The organism is Methylomonas sp. ZR1, from assembly GCF_013141865.1.
In the GTDB taxonomy this organism is placed as follows: domain Bacteria; phylum Pseudomonadota; class Gammaproteobacteria; order Methylococcales; family Methylomonadaceae; genus Methylomonas.
In genome coordinates, this window is the sequence record NZ_RCST01000001.1 from 1,374,843 (window position 1) to 1,394,761 (window position 19,919).

The 19,919-nt window shown below is 50.9% G+C and carries 18 protein-coding genes; 9 read left to right on the forward strand and 9 right to left on the reverse strand.

The genetic code is table 11. The features are described from left to right. Positions 1–37: 37 nt before the first annotated feature. The 5 genes from DDY07_RS06185 to DDY07_RS24285 form a co-directional block, all read right to left on the reverse strand. Entirely contained in the window at positions 38–1,240 is a 1,203-nt protein-coding gene (locus DDY07_RS06185; protein ID WP_171695220.1) for an MFS transporter, read from the reverse strand. Beyond that, positions 1,237–3,066, reverse strand: a complete 1,830-nt coding sequence (locus tag DDY07_RS06190; RefSeq protein WP_171695221.1) for an IucA/IucC family siderophore biosynthesis protein — start codon at positions 3,064–3,066, stop codon at positions 1,237–1,239. The genes DDY07_RS06185 and DDY07_RS06190 overlap by 4 nt, the downstream gene beginning before the upstream one ends. Positions 3,067–3,259: 193 nt before the next feature. After that, the gene (locus tag DDY07_RS06195) at positions 3,260–3,421 is read right to left on the reverse strand and encodes a hypothetical protein (protein WP_171695222.1); all 162 of its coding nucleotides are present in this window, start codon (positions 3,419–3,421) and stop codon (positions 3,260–3,262) included. A gap of 235 nt (positions 3,422–3,656) precedes the next feature. After that, on the reverse strand, positions 3,657–4,406 hold the full coding sequence (locus DDY07_RS06200; protein ID WP_171695223.1) for an IS5 family transposase: 750 nt from the start codon (positions 4,404–4,406) through the stop codon (positions 3,657–3,659). 137 nt (positions 4,407–4,543) lie between these two features. Further along, entirely contained in the window at positions 4,544–4,771 is a 228-nt protein-coding gene (locus DDY07_RS24285; protein ID WP_367650911.1) for an ATP-binding protein, read from the reverse strand. A gap of 315 nt (positions 4,772–5,086) precedes the next feature. On the opposite strand from DDY07_RS24285, the gene DDY07_RS06210 reads away from it, so the two are divergent. From DDY07_RS06210 to DDY07_RS06225, 4 genes are read left to right on the forward strand one after another with little or no spacing between them, the layout of a single operon-like run. Further along, entirely contained in the window at positions 5,087–5,326 is a 240-nt protein-coding gene (locus DDY07_RS06210; RefSeq protein ID WP_171695224.1) for a hypothetical protein, read from the forward strand. Positions 5,327–5,347: 21 nt separating this feature from the next. Beyond that, positions 5,348–6,235: a histidine kinase gene (locus DDY07_RS06215; RefSeq protein ID WP_171695225.1), complete on the forward strand. Its 888-nt coding sequence runs from the start codon at positions 5,348–5,350 to the stop codon at positions 6,233–6,235. Then, the gene (locus DDY07_RS06220; RefSeq protein WP_171695226.1) at positions 6,201–6,539 is read left to right on the forward strand and encodes a sensor histidine kinase; all 339 of its coding nucleotides are present in this window, start codon (positions 6,201–6,203) and stop codon (positions 6,537–6,539) included. The genes DDY07_RS06215 and DDY07_RS06220 overlap by 35 nt, the downstream gene beginning before the upstream one ends. Continuing rightward, positions 6,502–7,188 carry a response regulator transcription factor gene (locus tag DDY07_RS06225; protein WP_216614720.1) on the forward strand — a complete coding sequence of 229 codons (687 nt, stop codon included), beginning with the start codon at positions 6,502–6,504 and terminating at the stop codon, positions 7,186–7,188. Before DDY07_RS06220 ends, DDY07_RS06225 begins: the two co-directional genes overlap by 38 nt. A gap of 76 nt (positions 7,189–7,264) precedes the next feature. Here DDY07_RS06225 and DDY07_RS06230 read toward each other — a convergent pair whose 3' ends face one another. Genes DDY07_RS06230 through mobH form a run of 3 tightly spaced genes read right to left on the reverse strand, consistent with a single transcriptional unit; the run spans position 7,265 to position 12,164 of the window. Continuing rightward, positions 7,265–7,897, reverse strand: a complete 633-nt coding sequence (locus DDY07_RS06230; RefSeq protein ID WP_171695227.1) for a DUF4400 domain-containing protein — start codon at positions 7,895–7,897, stop codon at positions 7,265–7,267. Next, a complete protein-coding gene (gene traD / locus DDY07_RS06235; RefSeq protein ID WP_171695228.1) occupies positions 7,894–9,738 on the reverse strand; it encodes a conjugative transfer system coupling protein TraD in 1,845 nt (614 codons plus the stop codon). The genes DDY07_RS06230 and traD overlap by 4 nt, the downstream gene beginning before the upstream one ends. Continuing rightward, positions 9,735–12,164 carry a MobH family relaxase gene (mobH, locus tag DDY07_RS06240; protein WP_171695229.1) on the reverse strand — a complete coding sequence of 810 codons (2,430 nt, stop codon included), beginning with the start codon at positions 12,162–12,164 and terminating at the stop codon, positions 9,735–9,737. The genes traD and mobH overlap by 4 nt, the downstream gene beginning before the upstream one ends. A gap of 131 nt (positions 12,165–12,295) precedes the next feature. On the opposite strand from mobH, the gene DDY07_RS06245 reads away from it, so the two are divergent. From DDY07_RS06245 to DDY07_RS06255, 3 genes are all read left to right on the forward strand, one after another. Continuing rightward, the gene (locus DDY07_RS06245; protein ID WP_171695230.1) at positions 12,296–12,760 is read left to right on the forward strand and encodes a hypothetical protein; all 465 of its coding nucleotides are present in this window, start codon (positions 12,296–12,298) and stop codon (positions 12,758–12,760) included. Between the two features lie 10 nt (positions 12,761–12,770). Continuing rightward, on the forward strand, positions 12,771–13,640 hold the full coding sequence (gene trfA / locus DDY07_RS06250; RefSeq protein WP_171695231.1) for a plasmid replication initiator TrfA: 870 nt from the start codon (positions 12,771–12,773) through the stop codon (positions 13,638–13,640). 1,354 nt (positions 13,641–14,994) lie between these two features. Continuing rightward, positions 14,995–16,866: a peptidase domain-containing ABC transporter gene (locus tag DDY07_RS06255; protein WP_367650854.1), complete on the forward strand. Its 1,872-nt coding sequence runs from the start codon at positions 14,995–14,997 to the stop codon at positions 16,864–16,866. 172 nt (positions 16,867–17,038) lie between these two features. Here the strand turns inward: DDY07_RS06255 and DDY07_RS06260 are convergent, their stop codons facing one another. Beyond that, positions 17,039–17,710 (reverse strand): hypothetical protein, encoded by a 672-nt coding sequence (locus DDY07_RS06260; protein WP_171695233.1) that lies wholly within the window; start codon positions 17,708–17,710, stop codon positions 17,039–17,041. Between the two features lie 939 nt (positions 17,711–18,649). Here DDY07_RS06260 and DDY07_RS06265 point away from each other — a divergent pair. Together DDY07_RS06265 and DDY07_RS06270 are read left to right on the forward strand one after the other, a co-directional pair. Further along, a complete protein-coding gene (locus DDY07_RS06265; RefSeq protein ID WP_171695234.1) occupies positions 18,650–19,141 on the forward strand; it encodes a hypothetical protein in 492 nt (163 codons plus the stop codon). A gap of 139 nt (positions 19,142–19,280) precedes the next feature. Continuing rightward, a complete protein-coding gene (locus tag DDY07_RS06270; protein WP_171695235.1) occupies positions 19,281–19,901 on the forward strand; it encodes a hypothetical protein in 621 nt (206 codons plus the stop codon). Positions 19,902–19,919: the final 18 nt, after the last annotated feature.

The window sequence follows — 19,919 nt, forward strand, 5'->3', positions numbered from 1 at the left end:
GAAATTCTCCAACAATGGTTATTGGCTATGCGCACGGTCAATTTGCTGTTTGCGTTGGCTGTTTAAAGGTGCCCCGGACAAGTCGGGACATGAGAAAAAAGGTTAGAACGCTGGCGAGCGCGAGAGTGGCGGCACCGATGAAAAAAGGCGCCTGCACGCCCCAATGTGCGGCGGCGGTACCTGCCACCAGTCCGGCGGCTACAGCGCCCCACTTGGTACTGCCCTCCAGATAGCCGAAGCGCCGACCGGCATTGCCGGCATCGGTGATAGCGGCAATCAGACCATGCAGTGCGATGTAGCAGGCGGTCAGGGCTATGCCCATCACGATGCGCCAGCCAGCCATCATCGCCAGATCATGGCTGCAGGCCTGACCCAACAGGGTGAGCGCGACCAGTATCTGGCAGACGGCCAGAGTGGCGAGCAATCGGCGCCGTCCCAGGTAGCGCGACAGAGGATGCGCACACAGCAAGTAGACCAGATGCGGCAGCCCGAACAACAGTCCGGGCGCCGCCGCAGGTAGGTCTGCCAAGGTGTGTTCCGCGAAAGTGACAAAATAGGGGAAAGTGATCACTGTGGCGAAGATGAAGGCAAGCTGGAGCGCATACAAATGGCGTGGAGGGATGCTCTCCCGAACTATGGAGGCGCTGCCTGCATCCGCAGAACTCAGCGTGTCTGGTGTTGCCGGGACTTCACTCGCCGGCAGATACCAGACTAGCGCAGCCGACAACAGCGGCAGCGCGGCCAGATATCGATACAGAATCAACGGGTCCGCGCCATGGGCCAGCAGACCCATCAACGCCGGACCGAGAAACAGCGCGGCGCGTGCTGAGCCTTGCATCACGGTCAGCAGCCGGGTCAATCGGTGTCCGGTAACCACCGTGGCAAGGTAGGCATTGGAGGCGGCGAAAGTCCCCCCGAGCATGCCTTGCAACGCAAGCCCCACGCCGAACTCCCAAGGATTGCCGGATAAGCTGGTGAGCCAGAAGCTCAGCGCTAAGCCGATATGGGCGCGAAGCAGCAATCGTTTCTTGCCGTAACGGTCAGCCTGCATGCCCCACCAAGGATTGGCCAGCGCTGCAAACAGCGTCGGAATCACAAAGAACCAGCCGGCTAGATAGGTGGTATCGCTGTTCAGTGCTTGCCGCAGAATACGGTCATAAAACGGCGGCATGCCGAGGGCTGCAAATGCGGCCGCGAAATGGCCCGCCAGCGTCGCAGCGACGATGCGGCCGGACTTCATGCCGCCTCTTTTCCGGCTTGTTGCCGGTAGCGATGCAGCGGATTGGACACTGGTTGCAAACGGGCTTCCGTTTCCTCGAACAATCGACGCTTGGCGAGTTGTTCCACAAGAATAGTGGGTGCGAACAAGTCGAAGCAGGCAAAGCGGGAAGCAAGCTCGGGATATCGTGCCTGATAGCCGTAGATGCAGGCCGCGATACGTTCCCAGAAACCGGTCTCCGTCAGTCCATAGTGCTGACGCAGAAAAAGGGATAGCTCCCCGAAGTTGATGAAGAAGACTGCGTCGTGGAAATAATCCCGTACCTCTGTCGGAGTGGCAGCCTCCATGCCTGCTGTCGCGTTGACCTGCTTGCGAAACGAAGGCATCGGCGCCAGTCGCGGACACAGTTCCGGATCGGCGAGATACTGCCGTACGAAGCGCAGGCCACCAGGCAAATCCTTTAGGGCGATGCGGCAGGGCATCCCTTGGCGGTGAATCAGTACGATATTCTGGGCGTGGCTCTCTATGCCGATTCCATGCGCATAGAGCAGATGGATCAGAGGCGGCACAGTTGCTTCCAGCAATGCATCGAGCCAAGGCGCGAGACCGTGGCGCTCGACCCATGACGCAATGAATGGCTGGCCGTCAGCTTCACATTGGCAGAGGCCGGAAAACGGTGCCGCCGACTCTCCCGGATTTAGCAAGCCGTTGACGCTCTCGCGCCATACAGCTCCCAGCATGCCGTACTGCTGCGCTTGCAGAAACGGCGGCAAGTCAGGATCGTGGTAAGTGATACCGGCCACTTCGCGCAAAAAAATCAGCCCGCTGTTGTGCAGAAAACTATCCCGAGCGCGGAGAGCGCATAGCCAATCCGACACCGGCGGCGCGTTCTCGACATTGTGGCACGACAAGATCCGGTCAGCGGAGGTATTGACGATGCTGATCGGCAGCTTGATCTGCGCCGCGTTGGGTTTGCTGTAGTTCCCTAGCGAGCGGATCGATTGCAGCGGTCGGTATTCGTCCTCGCCCTCGCCGAGCCAGACTATATCCTTACACTGCAGCAGCGGGAATAGATTGGGCGCGATCTGTTCCCGCCATTGCCACGGGTGAACTGGCAACAGCAGGTAATCCCGCGCTGCCAGCCCACCGCTTTGAAGCTTGCCGATAAACCGGTCATGCTGAGCGGTGCCCAGTTCCTGGCGAAGAAAGTCATCGAGGTCGATGTCGCAGCAGGTCGCCAGGGTAGCGCGTTCCCGCCGTAGCGCCAGCCAGACCAGCCGTACTGATGGCTGGAACTCAGGGCCATAGTCGAAATTATCAATAGGGTCGAAGCCGATCCGCGACTTGTAGCAGGGATGGTACGGGTGCCCGTCCTGCAATTGCCCTTCCAGTGCCGTCAAATCACGTTCGGAGGCATCCGGCTGCCGGGCGTGTTGCGCGAGCGTATCTTTGAGTAGCGTTTGCTGGATCTCGCGGAGGAAGCGGGCCAATAGCACTTCGGTTGTACCCACGATGGCGCTGGTCTCCAGTAAAAATTCCTGCAGGGATGCTACAGGTCTTGTATCTTCCAAACTAATGCGCAGAACCGGCGAATCGTTCAGGCGGATACGTCCGAAGCTGTCGCTGATACGGCCGTAGCAACGATAACGGACTGACGAGCCGTCCTGCGTTCGCCCGGTAATATCGAAGCACACGCTATCATGGCTGTTCGGCGTAATTTCAGCGATAAGCACCTGTTCGAACAGCAGCGCCTCAACCAATTGTCGCAGCACACGGCGTTGCGTGGTCTGGTAGTGCGGTGAAGTCAGCGCTACGGCAAAGGTGTGCCAAGCGACAGAGGCGCTCATGCCGATCCCTCCGGGAGGGTGGCTGGCAGTGAGCGATTTTTATAATGATTCATAAACGCCTTACTCGTTGTGGTTAGCTTGCTTCTGGCTGGCTATTCACATACAAGGCGATGGCTGGCTAAATGAGGGGTACTTCTATTTTCTTAATATTTGACTGATAGTGTTAAATCCGCACCTGCAAAGGATAAGATGCTCATGGTCTAGCCAAGCGGAAATCGCTTTGCGGCGTTACGCAGTTGCTAAGGATTTCATCTTCGGCCAATGCTGTCTCCTTCGGCATTAACAAACATGTCGCGGCATGGATCTGCAGCACATCGCGGTTGCTCGACAGGCTGATAGAGTTGTCTTCAAGCATGGCGACTTTGGGTTGCTAAGGTTAGAAAATAACATTGCCATACACTGAATAATTTAGAGGAATCTGTAAAGGTGCGGCAAAGACAGCACGAGAGATGATTGATGGACGCAAATGATAATGATTATCATAAGCAAGTCAAGGAAAAAATCTTGGCATTTTATGGTCGCTTTTTTTATTAGGAGTTTTTTTGGAAAAGACGAAGTTGTAAAACCTCTGACTAGGGGATGTTGCCGTTTTACATGGGCAACCATATAAAAGCGCAAGCCAAAGCGATGACGCTTTCAAAATTGCGTTTCAGTTTGTCATACCGCGTCGCGATGGCTCTGAAATGTTTCAGCCTTGCAAACACATTTTCAACCAGGTGGCGATACTTGTAGAGGCACCAATCCACAGCATCGTTGCCAATGGTCGAATTCTGCTTTCTTGGAATGATTGGCTCAGCACCTTTCTCTCGAATTTGAATCCGTAAGGGTTCGCTGTCATAGCCTTTGTCAGCAATCATATAGTTAGCCAAGGGAAGCTTCGCCACAAACTCCGGTGCTTCTTTACAATCATGGACTTCGCCGCCCGTGACCGAGAAATGAATGGGCAGCCCGCAGGCATCCACGGCCATATGGATTTTGGTGGTGTTACCCGCTACAGATTTTCCGATCACCGTTTCCCGTTCATGGGCTGCGCCGCTACTATGTTGATGCGCTTTCACAATACTGCCATCAATGAATATCCACTCCAAATCCGGATCCACAACCAGTTCCTGAAAGATACTCATCAGTTTTTCTTGAAGTGACCAGGCATTGAATCGCTTATACACGGCATTCCACTTGCCAAACGTTGCCGGCAGATCTCGCCAAGGACAGCCGATTCGCATGCGATAAAAAATACCTTCTACCGTTTGCCGAAGCGTCGGCTTGTCGTAAATCCTCACGCTCAGCAGGATGGTTTTGAATTTATTCCAGTACTCATCCGTAAACATTTGTCGCGGCATAGTTTTCTTGTCTTTTGATTGAAAAGCTCAATCAATGAGGCAGAGCAGCTCAATTTCAAGGTTATCGATCCAAAATGGCAACAGCCTCTAATATTAGCGATGAAACTCTCGAATAGAGTCAAATGGTGTCAAACGGCTTAGAAAACTTTCCAAAAATAACCGGGAAAGATCGTCGAAAAGTTTCCAGTTCTTGCGAAGGACTTTTGGTTATCTACCGCTTTTTTCCGCTGTTTAAATCGACAGGAATCGTTGCCAGTTTCCAAAATATCGCAGTGATGCGTGATGCGATCCAACAGCGTCGTGGTCATTTTGGCGTAGTTAAAAACCTGCGCCCATTCCCCGAAATTGAGATTGGTGGTGATGATCGACGTGGTTTTCTCGTACTAATGACTGATAATATGGAATAGTAAGGCGCCACAGGATGCCGGGGACGGCAAATAGCCCAGCTAATCCAGGATCACCGCGTCCATGCTGGTCAACTGCTTGGCCGGGTTACCGGCATTACTTGTTGCTTTTCCTTATCCTGTTGATTGGCGAGACCGACGGCGTTGTAGAAGCGCACCCGCTTGCCTTGGTGAATGGCCGCCACACCCAAGACCGTCGCCAGTCCGCCTTAAGGCGGAGTAAGGCCACACCTTAAGGCCGAAGAAAAAGCAGAGGGTTTGCTTTATATTGTTCGCATGAAAAGCTTTATCGCATCCTGCCGCCCGGCATTTACCAAGCGTTTCTGGTTCAAGCTGACCCTTGTTTACACGCTGGTCTCTTTAGTCGGCATTAAGTCGTTGATATCGGTGTTTGACTTCATTATCCACTACCGACATTTTAATGAAGCGATGCAGCCCGCCGCTGTTTTACAGACGGTGGCCGAACGCCTGAAACCAGTACGGCGCCTGATCGAAAGCGCGGCACTGGATACGTAAGACATCGCCGACGCGCCTGAGATGATTGACGATCTGATGATGCGGGAAAATTTGGACGATAATTCCGTGGCGGATCACATCCGTTCTTTCAGTGATCCAACTGCAAGCTATGTGGTATTTGACGAAGATGACCGCCCTATTGCACAACATCTGATGCGCGCCGATGAACGCGTCAACGCACTGTTAATGACCAATCGTGCCGCTGTTGCCGGCGGCGAAGCATTTGTCCCTGGGCACTTGCCCCATACTGTGTTTATCAACATCCCGTTTAGCTTCCGTGAGCCGACAAAAATAGGGCCTATCGCCCTGCTGGTCACAGCTAAATTCAGTATTGCCAAGCAGTTCTACCGCGACGAAGACTGGATTTCGGAACTCATGCCGCTGGTCATTACCCTCTGTATCGTAATGAGCAGGTATTTAGCCTCGAAAAATTTTGTTCGGCGGTTACGGCACATGACATCGATTTGCAGTGCATGGCGCGAGTGGGATTTGGATCGGTGCATTATCGATAACGACACTGATGAATTACCCGAACATAGCCACAACTTAAATGTCATGCCCGGGCAGTTGAAGGAATTGCTGGGCTTGAAACAACAGGCCGCGATTCAATACGAGCGAACGTGCATGGCGCGGGAACTGCACGGCACGGTCAAACAAAATCTGTTCGCGCTTGCGCTGCAACTGGCGGCCATCAATGCCAAAGCGCCGGATTTAAGCGAGGCCAAACAAATTCTTCTCGAATCCAGAAAAATCTTGAAACAGGTGCAAGAGCAACTGGTGGGCACGATTGCGGAACTGCGAACGATCGGTCCGAAACAGATAGGTACGACGGCGAATCTTCTGACCTTATGCGACAATCTGGAACGCAAATTCAATGTGCATATCCACTGCTCGTTCCGCCGGATTTAATGCTGCCGGACAGTCAGTTTTTTGTGTAAGCCGCATCATTCAGGAAAGCGTCGCCAACGCCATTCGGCACGGCAATGCCAAACTAATCGTGGTCACCCTGGTCAAATCGGCCATGCGTCTGGAGTTGCAGATAACGGACGATGGCATGGGTTTCGATCCAGCGCTCCCCACCGAGGGGATGGGCATCCTTTCCATGCGCGAGCGTGCCGCTTCACTCCCCGTTGGCACGTTCTCAATCGAAACCGCACCAGGCCAGGGAACGACCATTGCAATTACTTGGGAGGAACACCTTAGTGAAGTCTGAATCAGCATCTTTTATCACCCTGATCGCCGCCGACGACCACTGCGTTGTTTGCCGAGGCCTGAATGCCTTATTATCATCCGAGCAAGACATAAAAATGCTGGCTACCGCAGCCAGCGGCTGGCAAGCCGTTGCGCTTTCCACGGAGCTTTTGCCCGACGTCGTCTTGATGGATAACGTCATGCCGGACATGGATGGCATTGAAGCCACCAAACGCATTAAAAAATCGAATCCCCATACCCATATCATTATTCTGACGTCGGTTGAAACCGAGCAAACCGTGGTCGAGGCCACGCAGGCCGGCGCACTGTCCTATCTGCTGAAAGATACCGACCCGGATGAACTGATGGCAGTCATTCGCGCTGGCGCACGGGGCGAAAGCACCCTAAGCCCGCGCATCGCGACGCTGTTAATGACCGCTATGTCGCGTCGTCACAGTGAGCGTGCCTTTCATGAAGAACTCAGTGACCGAGAGATGCAGATACTGTTATTGCTTGCGAAAGGGCTTTCCAATGTGTTGATTGCCGAGAAGCTGGGCATTGGTGAAAAAACGGTGAAGTCCCATGTCAGCAATATTCTTTCCAAACTTTATTTAACGGATCCTAATCAAGCCACAGCGTATGCTTGGCGGCATCGTTTGCTGACTCAGTAGATTTTAAGGGTCTCCGGCGCGATTATCCCTTGGCCGTCGCCCGGTAAAAACGCGATTAAATCCATGGCGACGCTCACTAAACCCGCTTTTGCGTATTGGCCAACAGCACGTTGACGGCGTAGGCCACGACAAAAACGCCTACCGGCACGGCTTGCGGTGGAATCGGAAACGGCAAGGTCAAACTAACCAATAGCAGATACAACGCACCCAGAATCAGGTAGAGGCTGTAGCGATGGGCCATGGGGCTTGGGTAATCGAAGTTGGTCTGGCTGATCTTGCGCCGCACCAATCCGTCGACGACAAACGGCAGCAATGAAGTCGCTAGGTACGGCAACCAGATGCAAGCCGTAGTCAGGCGTTTGATCATTTGGAATATCGTGTCCCACAGCACGTTGAGTCGGCTTTCGATAAAGGGAAATAGATCGGTACGTCCCACATCCTCGAAGCCTTTCGACATCTGGCGTTCGCGCTCGGTTGGGATGAAATAGCGGAACACGCTTTCTCGGATGCCGGTGGTGACGAACAAACGATCGAACCAGCGTTGCGCGGTGTGAGTGATCTGAGATTCTTTATCGGCGCCAAAATAGCCGATCATCATTTGATCTTCGGCGCGTTGCAGTTCCCGCGTCCAGCGGTCGGACACGAAGCTGGCCACCAGGATCACTTCCAGTAGCCACAGCATCAGGCTGAACAACAGATTGCGCGTCATGAGCTAGCACCTTGTCGATTCCGTCGTCGATCCAGTTCTGACCGCAGGATCGGCAAGCGACCTTTGACGATCCGACCGCCGGATAACTTGGCGATGTAATGCAAGTCCGGCAGTTGTCCGAGTAGCTGCGGCGCAAACAAATCGCCTTCTTCTTCCATTAAGCGCTCACCAACATTGCCGGAGAACACGGTGGGATTGGTCGCGCTAGTCGCCACGCCTTGGGTGCGCATGATGTATTTGAGCCGGGTTTTGGGTAGGTTGTCGGTGATGTATTGCTGGGTCTCGCTGTCCATGATCCGCAGCGCGATCAGGTTATTGACGTTGCCCAGCACTTGCCGGGCTTTGTCTTGGGAACCGGTGCGGGCGGCAAAGTCGGCAAAGGTTTGCGTGGCGATGAACAGACGAATCTTGGCGCCACGGCCTTTGTTCAACACCTGAATGAAGGGATCGTTGATGACTTCGGCCGCCTCGTCGACGAAGACATTCACCGGCCGGTCCGAAACGCCATAGTTGTAACGATCACCGGCGACGGCCGCCAAATCGGCTAACAAAATCGAGCCAATCGCACTGCCCACCATGCCATCCGATAACGAGTCCAGGCCGATGTAAGCGACCTGGGCCTTTTCGATGATGTGGCCGGTATTGGTGATCGGCCTAAGATCGTCTATATCATGAGGTTTAGGGGAGAGCAGGGGGCCTAAAGACCCCGAGGTCAGCATGTTCATGATAGGAATCAAGGACGCCACCATCTTGCTGAAGTGTGCTCGGTCATGTTCGAACAAAGACAACAGGCCTTCCAAATCCAAATTGGGCAATTGGTACTGCACGACCTCCCGGTAAAATCGCACCAATCCCGCCGCTTTGGAATCGATGTCCTTGGCATTTTTCAGGTAAGGCCTCGCCTCTTGCCGCCAATGGCCCAGGTTGTTGTCGAAATAGCGTTCCAAGGCCTGAATCACCAGTGTCGAAGGACCGCCTTCCAGATAACGACGCAGTTTCACCAGGGTTGGTCGTTCCTCGATCACCATCAAGCCCTGAATCACGTTGTCCAGTGATTTTTGACCGAACGCCTTGAACGGATCGTTACTGCTTTCGCTGGGCGAAATGGCGCTGATGCGGCTGGCGATTTCCGAAGGCCGGTTGAAATTGTGCAAGGGGTCGAGTCGCACGCTGTCTTCCGGAAACGCCGGATGGAAATACACGAAGCGATCCGGGCGCTTGGCCAAGGTGCAGGCGCGCTTGGCGCTGGCCATCAAGTCCTTATCGCCTTTGGGATCGATGATGATCACGGCCTCGCCGCGCAAGACGGCCTGAGTGACCAACACGTCAAAGGCCCGCGTTTTACCAGCACCGGTGGTACCAACTAGCAGCGTATGGCCTGCGGTATGCTGCAAGGGCTGACGAATGTCGTTTTCGGATACTTCCAGGCCATGAATCCAGGCCGAGCCCATGCGTCGATGATCGCTCGGTATTAATGTCGAGACATCCCGTTTCAAAATCTCGTAGGCCAATTGCGCATGCTTTTGCACCCAATCGAATCCCCAACCGAACCACAAGGCTTCGGGATGCTGTTTCACCATCGCTACCAGCTTTTCAGCATCTAGGTATTGGAAACGGAACTGCCGCAATCGGCGTTTGCTGTACCAAAGGCTCAGCGCCGGTGACAGCCGCCAACACGCCATCACTCCGCACGCCGTCATCAACCAATCGAAGGGTTCGCGCGGCAAGCCCGACCATCGGCTGGTCCAATACGCCAAACCGGCGCCGCCTAACCAACCCGAGATGGCGTAAACCTCGTAAATGGGGCGCCATGGAAACTGGTAGTCGTAATCGGATTTCAAGGGCGTAACCGAACCTGGATGCCTTCTGTGGCACTCACCGAGCGACCATCCGGATGGTTGGCGATATCGAGCATCAGGCGAGTGCGCTTGATTGTCGGATGTTGCGACAGAAATTGTTCCAGCGCGGTATTGGACACCGTGTGCCAGTGACCGTCTGGCGATGATTCATCGGGCGGAATATTTTGTTGCCCCACATGCGCAATCAGCAAATCTATCGTTCCGGCTTTTGCCGGTGGGGTAGCTACGGGATCACTTGACTTATCAAGCTTGGAATTGACCGAACTGTCTGACGCGTTGCCGCATATTGATTTTTGCTTGCCTGTCGCGTTTGGTTTTGGCCGGACAGGCTTAGGTTCCCGAATTGTCTCGTCTTGAGGCTGAGACGACTTAACTGGATCTATGGTCTTGTTGTCAGTATTGCTGGTTGGAGATTGCACTGCTGACGCTGTAAGCGTGACTTCGCCTTGGAGTTTCAATAATGCCTTCAAAGCCAAACTCGGTTCCAATGCCAGCAGGAAGCCGCGGACCGATTGGATGGTTTGTACCTTGCGCATCGGCGACAGGACGTCGGTCACCAGCCAACCTTTGTCCTCCAGGATTTTGATGAACTGGGGTGGATCGACGGCGAGTTTTTCAGCAGTCGCTGGAAACGGGAGCAAGTATTTGTCCTGGATTTCCAACAGATCACTGCCTAACTGCCATTGGGCTTGGTTGAGCATGGAGGCGATATCCATTAACCATTGGCCGGCATCGCCGTGGCTTTCCAACCAGCACTTGGCGCTGTGGACCGGATTAGAAATGGTTTTCGTGTCTGTCGTGGAGAGATTGGGTTTTGTGGCTGAAGCCGTTTTTTCTGAGTTGGTTTGTTTGGCTGACGTTGCGTTTTCCGGTTGCTCTGTCTGACTCAACGAATGGGTCCCAATGGTTGATTTGGCTTGCGACAGTTCTTGATCGGGATCTGATGGCAAGGTCGTCGTGTCCTTCGCGGCTTGCGAATTCGAAATGCCTGGTGCCGATTCGGTTAGCAGCGGGTCGGGTAGGGCGCTTGGGTCAAGCCCGGGTTCTGGTGAGGTTGCTTCTGGCAAATCTGACGCCGGATTATCTGTGCGTTGGGATTGCTTTAGAGCCGCGACATTCTTGGCTTTTACCGGTTTGCTGATTTGCTGTGCCTGACTGGTAACGGGTTCGGCTTTTACGATGGTCGCATCTGGCTCGTTGATTTCGCGCGCTGCAACCACAAGCGGCGGTTCGCCACTGAAAATGAGTTCTGCAGATTTCAGGCGCAACAGATACAGCGGATTGTCCAAGCCTTCTGGCTGCATTTGCCAATAACGGTATTGCCGGCCATCCGGCCAGGACTTAGGGATTGCCAAGCCGCGTTCGATCAGGATGTCCGCCAAGGTATCTTCGTCGCGCGGAATGCCGGGCACTTTGTCCTTGGCCAACAAGGTAACGATGTCTTGCGCACCGGCCCGCCAGACGATATGAAGGCCACCCTCAAAACGCCATAGCCGAGCGCCTTTTTCGTTGACGGTCCACTGTCCGGACTTCACCAGGCGGCGCATGGCGTCGAACAAGTACTTTTCCACCGGCATGCCCAAGGCCGAGTCGATGTTTTGATAATGCGCTTTTAAATCCCGTTCCACGCTTTTGCAGTCCGCGGTTATCACCAGTGCGTAAACTTTGGAGCCGCGGTCCAAACCGTTAATGGTTTCCAGCATGGCCTGCATGATGTCGGGGCCGGACTCCAGAATGAATGTGCGGGCTTCGCGGGTTAGGACGCGCTCGATCACCAAGGCAGAAAACTGTTCATGGCGTTTATGGCGGTTATCCCGCCAGCGCAGAAAGTATCGGTCGATCTCATTTCGCAAAGCCCAGTCGGTGATGTTTTCATCGCAAGGGTTCCAGGTATGTTGCCCCTGTGCGTCGACCACGGCGATATCGGCGACCGGTTTGCCGATGTCATGCATCAGCCCGGCAAAACAAACCGCCAGACGCCAACGTAATTCTTGTGCTTTTCGTTCCTTGGGTGACGCCGACGTGGCAAACAAACTGCCTTGGGAAGCCAAGGTTGCCCAATGGGCGACTTCCAGGCCGTGCCGAAACAGTCCACCGGCGCCGCGATGATGATGCGACTCCGAAGCCGGCAACAAGTGGCTGAAGGCTGCATAACGGCGTATCACCGGCGCGGCTATGGTTTGATAAAGGCTATCCGGCAAGGCCAGCGCCTGTTCAATGGCCGCAATCAACTCCGTTTGACTGGACAGGATGCGTTCCACAGGCGCAGCCTGCAGACCCTTCATGAATGGCGGATAACGCGGCACGTCCTCATCCATCGTTGGCGCAACCTGACTGACAGGCGCGGACTCGACGCCAAACAGGCGTTGGCGAATGCGGGTAATGAGCGTCGAAGGCGTATTTTCCATAACGCCGCATCTTGCCGGGAATTTTTCAATCGTTGCTTGCAGCTGACGACGAATTCGACGTCAGCTGCAAGTAGGCTTCGAAAAAGAGTGTTTAGTGTAACGAGCTCCCTTTAATTACCCCTGGAGCTCTCATGAAATCCAAATCGCTCGCAATCCATTGTCTTGTGTCCGCAGTGTGTGGCACGGCCTGTACCTCGCTGAACCGGCCCGATGCCGCCGTGAGCGAGACCGTCATTGAATCGATTGTGCCGATTCAACCCGAACAACCCTGGCGCCTGGATAATGCTTGGCAGACAGAAGGATTGGGCGGTTCGGTATTACGGTCTGCATCGATTGAACACGTTGTCAGGCAAGTCGATCAGCCGCTTGGCGTTTACGCGGCAAGCGACGACTCATCGGATCGCGTTCTCGATGTCAGCGCGTCGCACATTCCCGATCGCCAGGATGACGATACACTGGTCATTGAACGTGCTTGGCGAAAATATTGCCATCATCAGCTCGATATGACATCGGAGGAGCAGGCGTTAGTCAAAACCATGCCAATTCCGCACAACGTTTTGAGTCATGGTTGTCATCCAGGCAGCTTGAAGAAGTGAGGCGGTCGTCATGGACAGACATATCACAAACCATTCGCTCGATAATCTCACCGAACGTTTTCAATCTCTGACGGAGCGGAAAAAGGCCAAATTGCGGGTCGTCGAACCCATGACTTCACTACCCAATTGGCCGTCGGCGATACGCGGTACGCCCAATGCTTGCTTACGGAGCGCATTGTTCGCCGGCATCCAAGGCAAGGAGCGCATTGCCTACAAAAAACGCACCCTGCTGGCTGCGGTCGATGGCATTGAGGTTCGTTACCTCGGCATACAGCTCAATCAATCGGACCTCGATGTCTGGATGCAGATCGTGCATTTGTCCCGGCAACAATTACCGGGATTTAGCGTGACCTTCAGCGCCCATGCCCTGTTGACGGCATTGGGGCGCGGTAGCGGCAAAAGCCAACATGAATGGTTGAAAGAATCGATGGCCCGGTTGGGCGGCGCTTTTGTTGAAATCACTTTTCACGGACGGGATGCCTTCGGTGAAAAAGGCTTCTTGCGCTATTACCGTGATGAACGGACGCAGCGCTACGTAGTGGAATTGACCGAATCCATGCTGCGCCTGTTCGAAGAGGGCTACACCTACATTGAATTCGAACAGCGGCAGAAATTGCGCAAGCAACCCTTGGCCTTGTGGTTGCACGGCTTCTTGTCGTCCCATGCGGCCCCGTTTCCGATGAAAATTACCACCATTCACCGACTCAGCGGCAGTGGCTCGAAAACCCTGCGCGATTTCAAATATCGGCTGGGTAAAGCGTTGGAGGCCTTGGTGAGCATTGGTACTTTGGCTAGCTTTGAATTCGCCGATGATATGGTAAAGATCAAACGCCAGCCCACGCCCTGTCAACAGCGCTTTCTGGACGACCAGCAGCACTAAAAAAGCACGGCATTAGACCGACGCTATTTTGGGTCGGTCTAAGCCTCTCGATACGGCATTAGGCCGACGCGGATACGGCATTAGACCGACGGAGGCACGGCATTCGGCCGACAAGGTAACGGCATTAGAACGACGGGCACGGCATTAGACCGACAAAAAGCACGGCATTAGGCCGACGTTTGACACGGCATTAGACCGACGCTTAGAGCAAATTGTAAAATCGCTGCAGGCCTTGATATTCGTTGGCTTCAGCGATTATTTTAGACTGAAAATCGAGGGTGCTAATCTATATATAATCTTTATTTAATCTATATAAAGGGACTGGTGGTAGCAAATATTTCGTTTTTGAAACGAATTCTAGTAAGGCGTTTGTCACTGGGCTTATATGGAATCGCCTTGGTTGTCTTGTGACGATCATATCTGACTGTAGCGTTTCTCCGGCTAGCCGGCCAAAGCCAGATTCTTGGAACGGGCGGGCTGCAAAGCAATCCTTGGTGACCGTATCAGAACGACCCATTCTTGCCGGTCGTGTTTCTCCAAAGCGGCCAGTCAGCCAAATCCAGATTCTGCTAACTGGAAGGCTACAAAGCAGCCATTGGCGACCTCACCCAACAAGCCAATTGCGGATCTTGGCGTTTTAGTTTCTGTGCTAGAAATTAAACGCATATCGGAAGATTAAGGTGCCGCTAAAAAATGAAGAACGACCCGAAAATTTAAGGCATAAATTTCTAGTATATCGGGGACTAAAAATCTTCACTTCGCTTGCGCCGTTTCCAAGATTTTCAGCGTATGACATTGACAATAGTATGCAATATCAGTTTTGAGTGGTATTTTTACCTTTCCGCTTGTAGCTCGATTCTCCCTTGATATCCTCTCAACGAGTTACACCAAGCCAAGCTCAATGGCATACCAATTGCTTATAATAGACCGTCAAAGTTATCTCGTGGCCATACTGCTGGCTTTGTTATAGATATACCTCTCAATTTAATTACCACACCAATCGGAAAGCACAATGCGAATCGGCACGCTGACACAAACGGATTTGTTATGGCTCGTGGGCAGCTTAGCCCAGTTGTTTAGAATGCCGTTTGATCCTAATTTACTACTACAGCAACTCTTTCCACCCTATACCACGACCACCTTACAGCAAGCGCTAATCACAATTGGCTTTCAGCTTGATGAGAAACAGTTGGGGCGCTCCTGTAAATTTACGGAACTAAATTTACCAGGCATCGCGTGTTATAAACAGAAGCTCGCTAATCCGAAAGAAAGCCCTGGAATATATAGTGCAGATTCGGCATCGACAGAAGAAGCTTATACCAGCCAATCAGCTGATTTAGGACAAAGTGAACCCGTGCTCATCATCAAAGCCGATGATGAGCGCGTATTGTTTTTTAAAGCCGGTAGCGAAGTTGCTGAGACTTTATCGGTAGCCGATTTCACGGAACAATTCGAACCTGTAGTGTTATGCGTTTCCCTTCCAGCAAGCCAAGTTAAATCAGAAGACGGGCATGAAAATGAAACGGTGAAATCAGGAAAGTTTGGCTTTCGTTGGTTTATACCGGAATTGTTACGCTACAAACGAGTTTGGCGCGATGTGCTTTTGGCCTCGCTCGCTATTCAGCTCATCGGTCTAGCCACGCCATTATTTACTCAAGTGATTATTGACAAAGTCGTGGTTCACCAGACCTTAAGCACTTTAACTGTCGTGGGCATAGGCCTTGGTGTATTCACGGTATTCAACGCCATTATGACTTGGTTGCGCCAATATTTAGTGATTCATACCGGAAATCGAATTGACGCAGTATTGGGGAGCCAGGTATTCGGCCATTTGCTACGGTTACCATTGGCCTATTTTCAGCACCGCTCCACTGGAACGTTAGTAGCTCGCTTGCATGGCGTCGAAACGATTCGAGAGTTCCTGTCAGGTGCCTTGATTACATTGATACTCGATTTACCGTTTTTGGTAATATTTTTGGCGGTGATGTTTTATTACAGCTGGCAACTAACCTTAATCTCCCTGGGGTTCCTGCTAGTCATTACCGGTCTTAGCTTGATCGTTACCCCTCAATTTCGTAGTCGATTGAATCAACAATTTCTGATCGGCGCTCGTAATCAAGCCTTTCTGACTGAATACGTCTCCGGCATGGAAACTGTCAAATCCCTGCAAATGGAATCGCTTCTGGAGCATCGTTACGGTGATTATTTGGCCGATTACCTCGGTGCCGGCTTTCAAACCAAACGACTAGCTAATACCTATAACGTCATTGCTAACACCCTAGAGCAAACTCAGAGCCTAGCTATCCTCATTGTCGGCGCCTTGCTGGTAATGAATAACGACGGCTTTACAATTGGCATGCTAGTGGCCTTCCAGATGTTTGCGGGACGCCTTAGCCAACCCGTCCTGCGCTTAGTTGGGTTGTATCAGGAATTTCAACAAGCGCACATTGCCGTTAAACGCTTGGGTGACTTAATGGATATGCCAGCAGAGCCGCACACCCTGACACCCTCTCGTACCGGGAACGGTGACGGCAACATCGAAATCCAATCGTTGAGTTTTCGCTATGACGAGCAGCTACCATGGTTGTATCGCGACTTTGACTTAACAATTCCGGCAGGTAAGGCAGTGGCTATCATGGGGCCATCCGGCAGCGGTAAGAGTACTCTGGCAAAGCTGTTGCAAGGTTTTTATCTGCCTGGCGAGGGTCGCATCAAACTTGATGGCGCAGACATTCGTCATCTGGCAGCCAATGAACTGCGCCGAAACTTCGGCGTAGTGCCGCAAGAGACCATTCTGTTTTCAGGGACCATTTACGACAATTTACTGATAGCCAATCCACAAGCGAATTTTGAACAGATCGTCCAGGCCTGTCGGATGGCGGAAATCCATGGCGTCATCGAAGCCTTGCCAAAAGGCTACCAAACCGAGATTGGCGAGCGCGGCATCGGCCTATCCGGCGGTCAGAGGCAACGTCTCGCGATAGCCCGAGCCTTGCTCAAACGCCCGAAGATTTTGATCTTCGACGAGGCCACCAGCAACCTTGACCCCCATACCGCAGAACATTTTGCCAAGACCATCAATCAGCTTAAAGGCCGGGTTACCATGTTGTTTATCGCGCATCAATTGCCGAAAAACTTACATCTCGACGCAGTTGTCCGCATCGGTGAAAAAATAGCGGTAGTTGCCGATGAAAAGCAGGATGCGGCGGATGCTATCAAGAAATAGTTTTTGCAAAATATGTTTTTATCCCCCGCGCCAAGACTTGATGATTTTTACAGGCCGGGGCCGGGATAGGTTGCTAAAGCAGGGCATTGAATAGTAACCGAGGGCGAACCTGCGGTGATTTAGAAAGCCGAGATTCAAACATTATAGCCTTGCCGCTAAATTAACCAGATTACTAGCTTTCAAAAAAGCCGGGGATCTCCAGTAATCTGGCTTTTTTTGTAATATCTTGGTTTGGAAACACTAAAAGGTACGGACCAGGCACTCTTTCTTTCTCGGTATAAGTTCTAAATTGACTTCTGTGATTATGAATTGTAACCAAGCCGTTTCCCGGATTTCTGATTTCATACCCAAGATCGTAAACTAATTTGACAATTTTATTGTCACAGCCGGGCTTTCCGAGATTAAAATTCATTTCCTCACAGGTTAAAATCGGAGCTTTAAAAATCCAAGCATCTTGAGAGGTACCTTTCTTAAAAGGGGCTGGAATCCATTGCTGTTGATGCAATACCAACTCCCATCGGGTTAAAGCGATGAAAACCTTATCCAAGGAAATAGTATTAAAAAAACAAATATCTTTTGTAAATATAATGTCGCCATTCGCAACAATGCATGTTTTTTCTTTTAAGTTCTCATTGCAATAGTTAAACAACTCATAATAGGTCGGTCGTTGCACGGGGCGATTGATTACAATTTTTTCGCATGCCATATCCAACTCGGAGCCATCCGAAATAAAGATATGAACATTTTTAATTAAATCATTCGCGATGTTTTTTTGGAGGCAATCAAGGTATTCTTGATGTCTTTCATCATTGTTTGGATTAAAATATTCAATTATCAAATTCATGGGCTTTACTGATTAACGGCACGTCATCGTTATAAACGCTTTTTGGCAATTCAGAATTTAAAATCACTTGATAAAATAGCCACCGAAAACATGCTGTATAAATGTAGTAATTGGCAAACAGAAAATTTAAAAGAAAATAGGCCAAATATTTTCCTGATTACTCACGAACCTCAGCAACTTTGAAGCATCCCGCGATGCCCAATGAGAACTTTGGAACTATGTTGTTTATCGCGCATCACTTGCCAAAAAACTTACGTCTCGACGCAGTTGTCCGCAACGGTGAAAATATAGCGTCGGTCGGCGACGAAAAACAAGAGACAGTGGATGCTATCAGGAATTAGGCGATTACTAAAAACCTTATCGACACATCTATAAAGGCAAGTGCCATGCGTAACGTCAAAAAATCTGACAGTTATTTAGTCATTGCAAATGGGTATAGCTTGAAAAACACAAATAGCTATAAATGCATAAACGCTTGATTGAATACTATTTTTGATAAAATGTACGCAATTGCTTACATAGAACTCAGTAAAAGTAGATGTCGAATTTTTTTACACTCAACCTGATTATAAAATAATTATATTTCAACATGCTCGGCGGCTCATTGAATCTAAACAAGCCTCAATCGGACTATCTTTGATTAAGGTATGACTTTGTTTTTGTCTGAAATTTATATACACGCTGGATGCTCGTAACCCCATGATGGATCATTCTATTTGATCTTGCCGTTAAGCACCGGATAACTTGGCGCACTATTTGCTCTCCAGAAACAAGAGGTCAAGAGCTAGTTAAATTCTAATAACCAATTTAATGAACAAACTAAAGCGAATGGATTCGATAAAAGTGATTACGCGATGGACCGGCCTTAGACCGACATTTTTCCGCAGACATTCGTTATACCCCAGTAGACCCAAAGCCACACAGGCGCAGTGCGTCGGAATGCGTCTTAAAAAAGGCTTCAGAGAGCTAATCACTACCTGGAACTGCAAGCCTGATGTGCTGGAAGCTTTTGCCTGTCGCTATTTTTTCAATCTACCCGGCCAGCACTTACTCGTCAATTTCGCGCAAGAACAGCTGATCATCTTGAGTCAGACTTTCAAATCGCTTAGAGAATCGGTTTATCAAAATCTGCTGCAAACCCGCTTCAAACACTCGCTGGATCAAGTCACGCTGAAACTGGACAGTAACGGCATCAGCCTGGACTTCAGCACACTGGAAACCACGCTAAGCCAAAACATCCAAACGAATTCGGTGGAAGGCATCACCAACTTGATCGAATTCACCCGCTCCACCCAGAGCCAGTTCCAGGCGACGAATTTCAAGGGTTGGAAGTCGAATGCAGCCAATGAAGTGCTATGGCAAGTCGAGAAGCGAGTTAACAATGCCAAGGCTGCTGACTACTGCCGTCCTGGCATCCGGTTGCTTCGCTGATTGATAGCCCGGACTATTATTCCAGGCGATTAGCGGCTTAAACGATCAGAGTGAATTAAAAATCAGGCCAATTCCCTGGCCGGCATGTGAAATGCCGCAGTCTTAACGATGAAGAATAAGGTATGTAAATAGGCGCGATATGAATAATACAAAACAAACAGCAATACGGCGCAATGCCCGTTGGATATTGCGCCTTACGGCCTTTTGGTTTATTTGTTTATTAATAACCGGTTGCGATAAACATGGTTATTTTTCTGTTGGATATTTTTCCGATCATCACTTGGAATCGAAAACAAAGTTTAGCGATAGTATTCGTGAGGATATTATGTTTCATGGTCCTTGTCGAGCAAAGTTCCCTCCAAAAGACATTCTGGATGAGTCTTATTTCAAGCACTTTAAAGATCAACGAGTTTTTTTATTTTACCGATGGTTCCCAAAGGGATCGGATGAAAACATTATGTTAGATACCTTAAGAAATTCCAGCGGTACCTGCATAAAAAACGAAGGCGCATCAATTGCTACAATCGATTGCGCCATGAAAATGGATTACATCATGGGGTTAAAAGGATTGGGATTATTAGGACGGGAGGTGATAAGTGCAAGTCTTATCGAAAGTTATTTTAACTATGCCATAAAAACAAAAGATAACAAGATATTGGAAGTTGAGGTTAATAATATAAGCAATCAATGTTACGAAATAGACAAAAAGCAATATGAAAACAATGGCAAAATTAAAATAGTTGGAGAATCAAATGACTAACACTGGGACTTATACCAT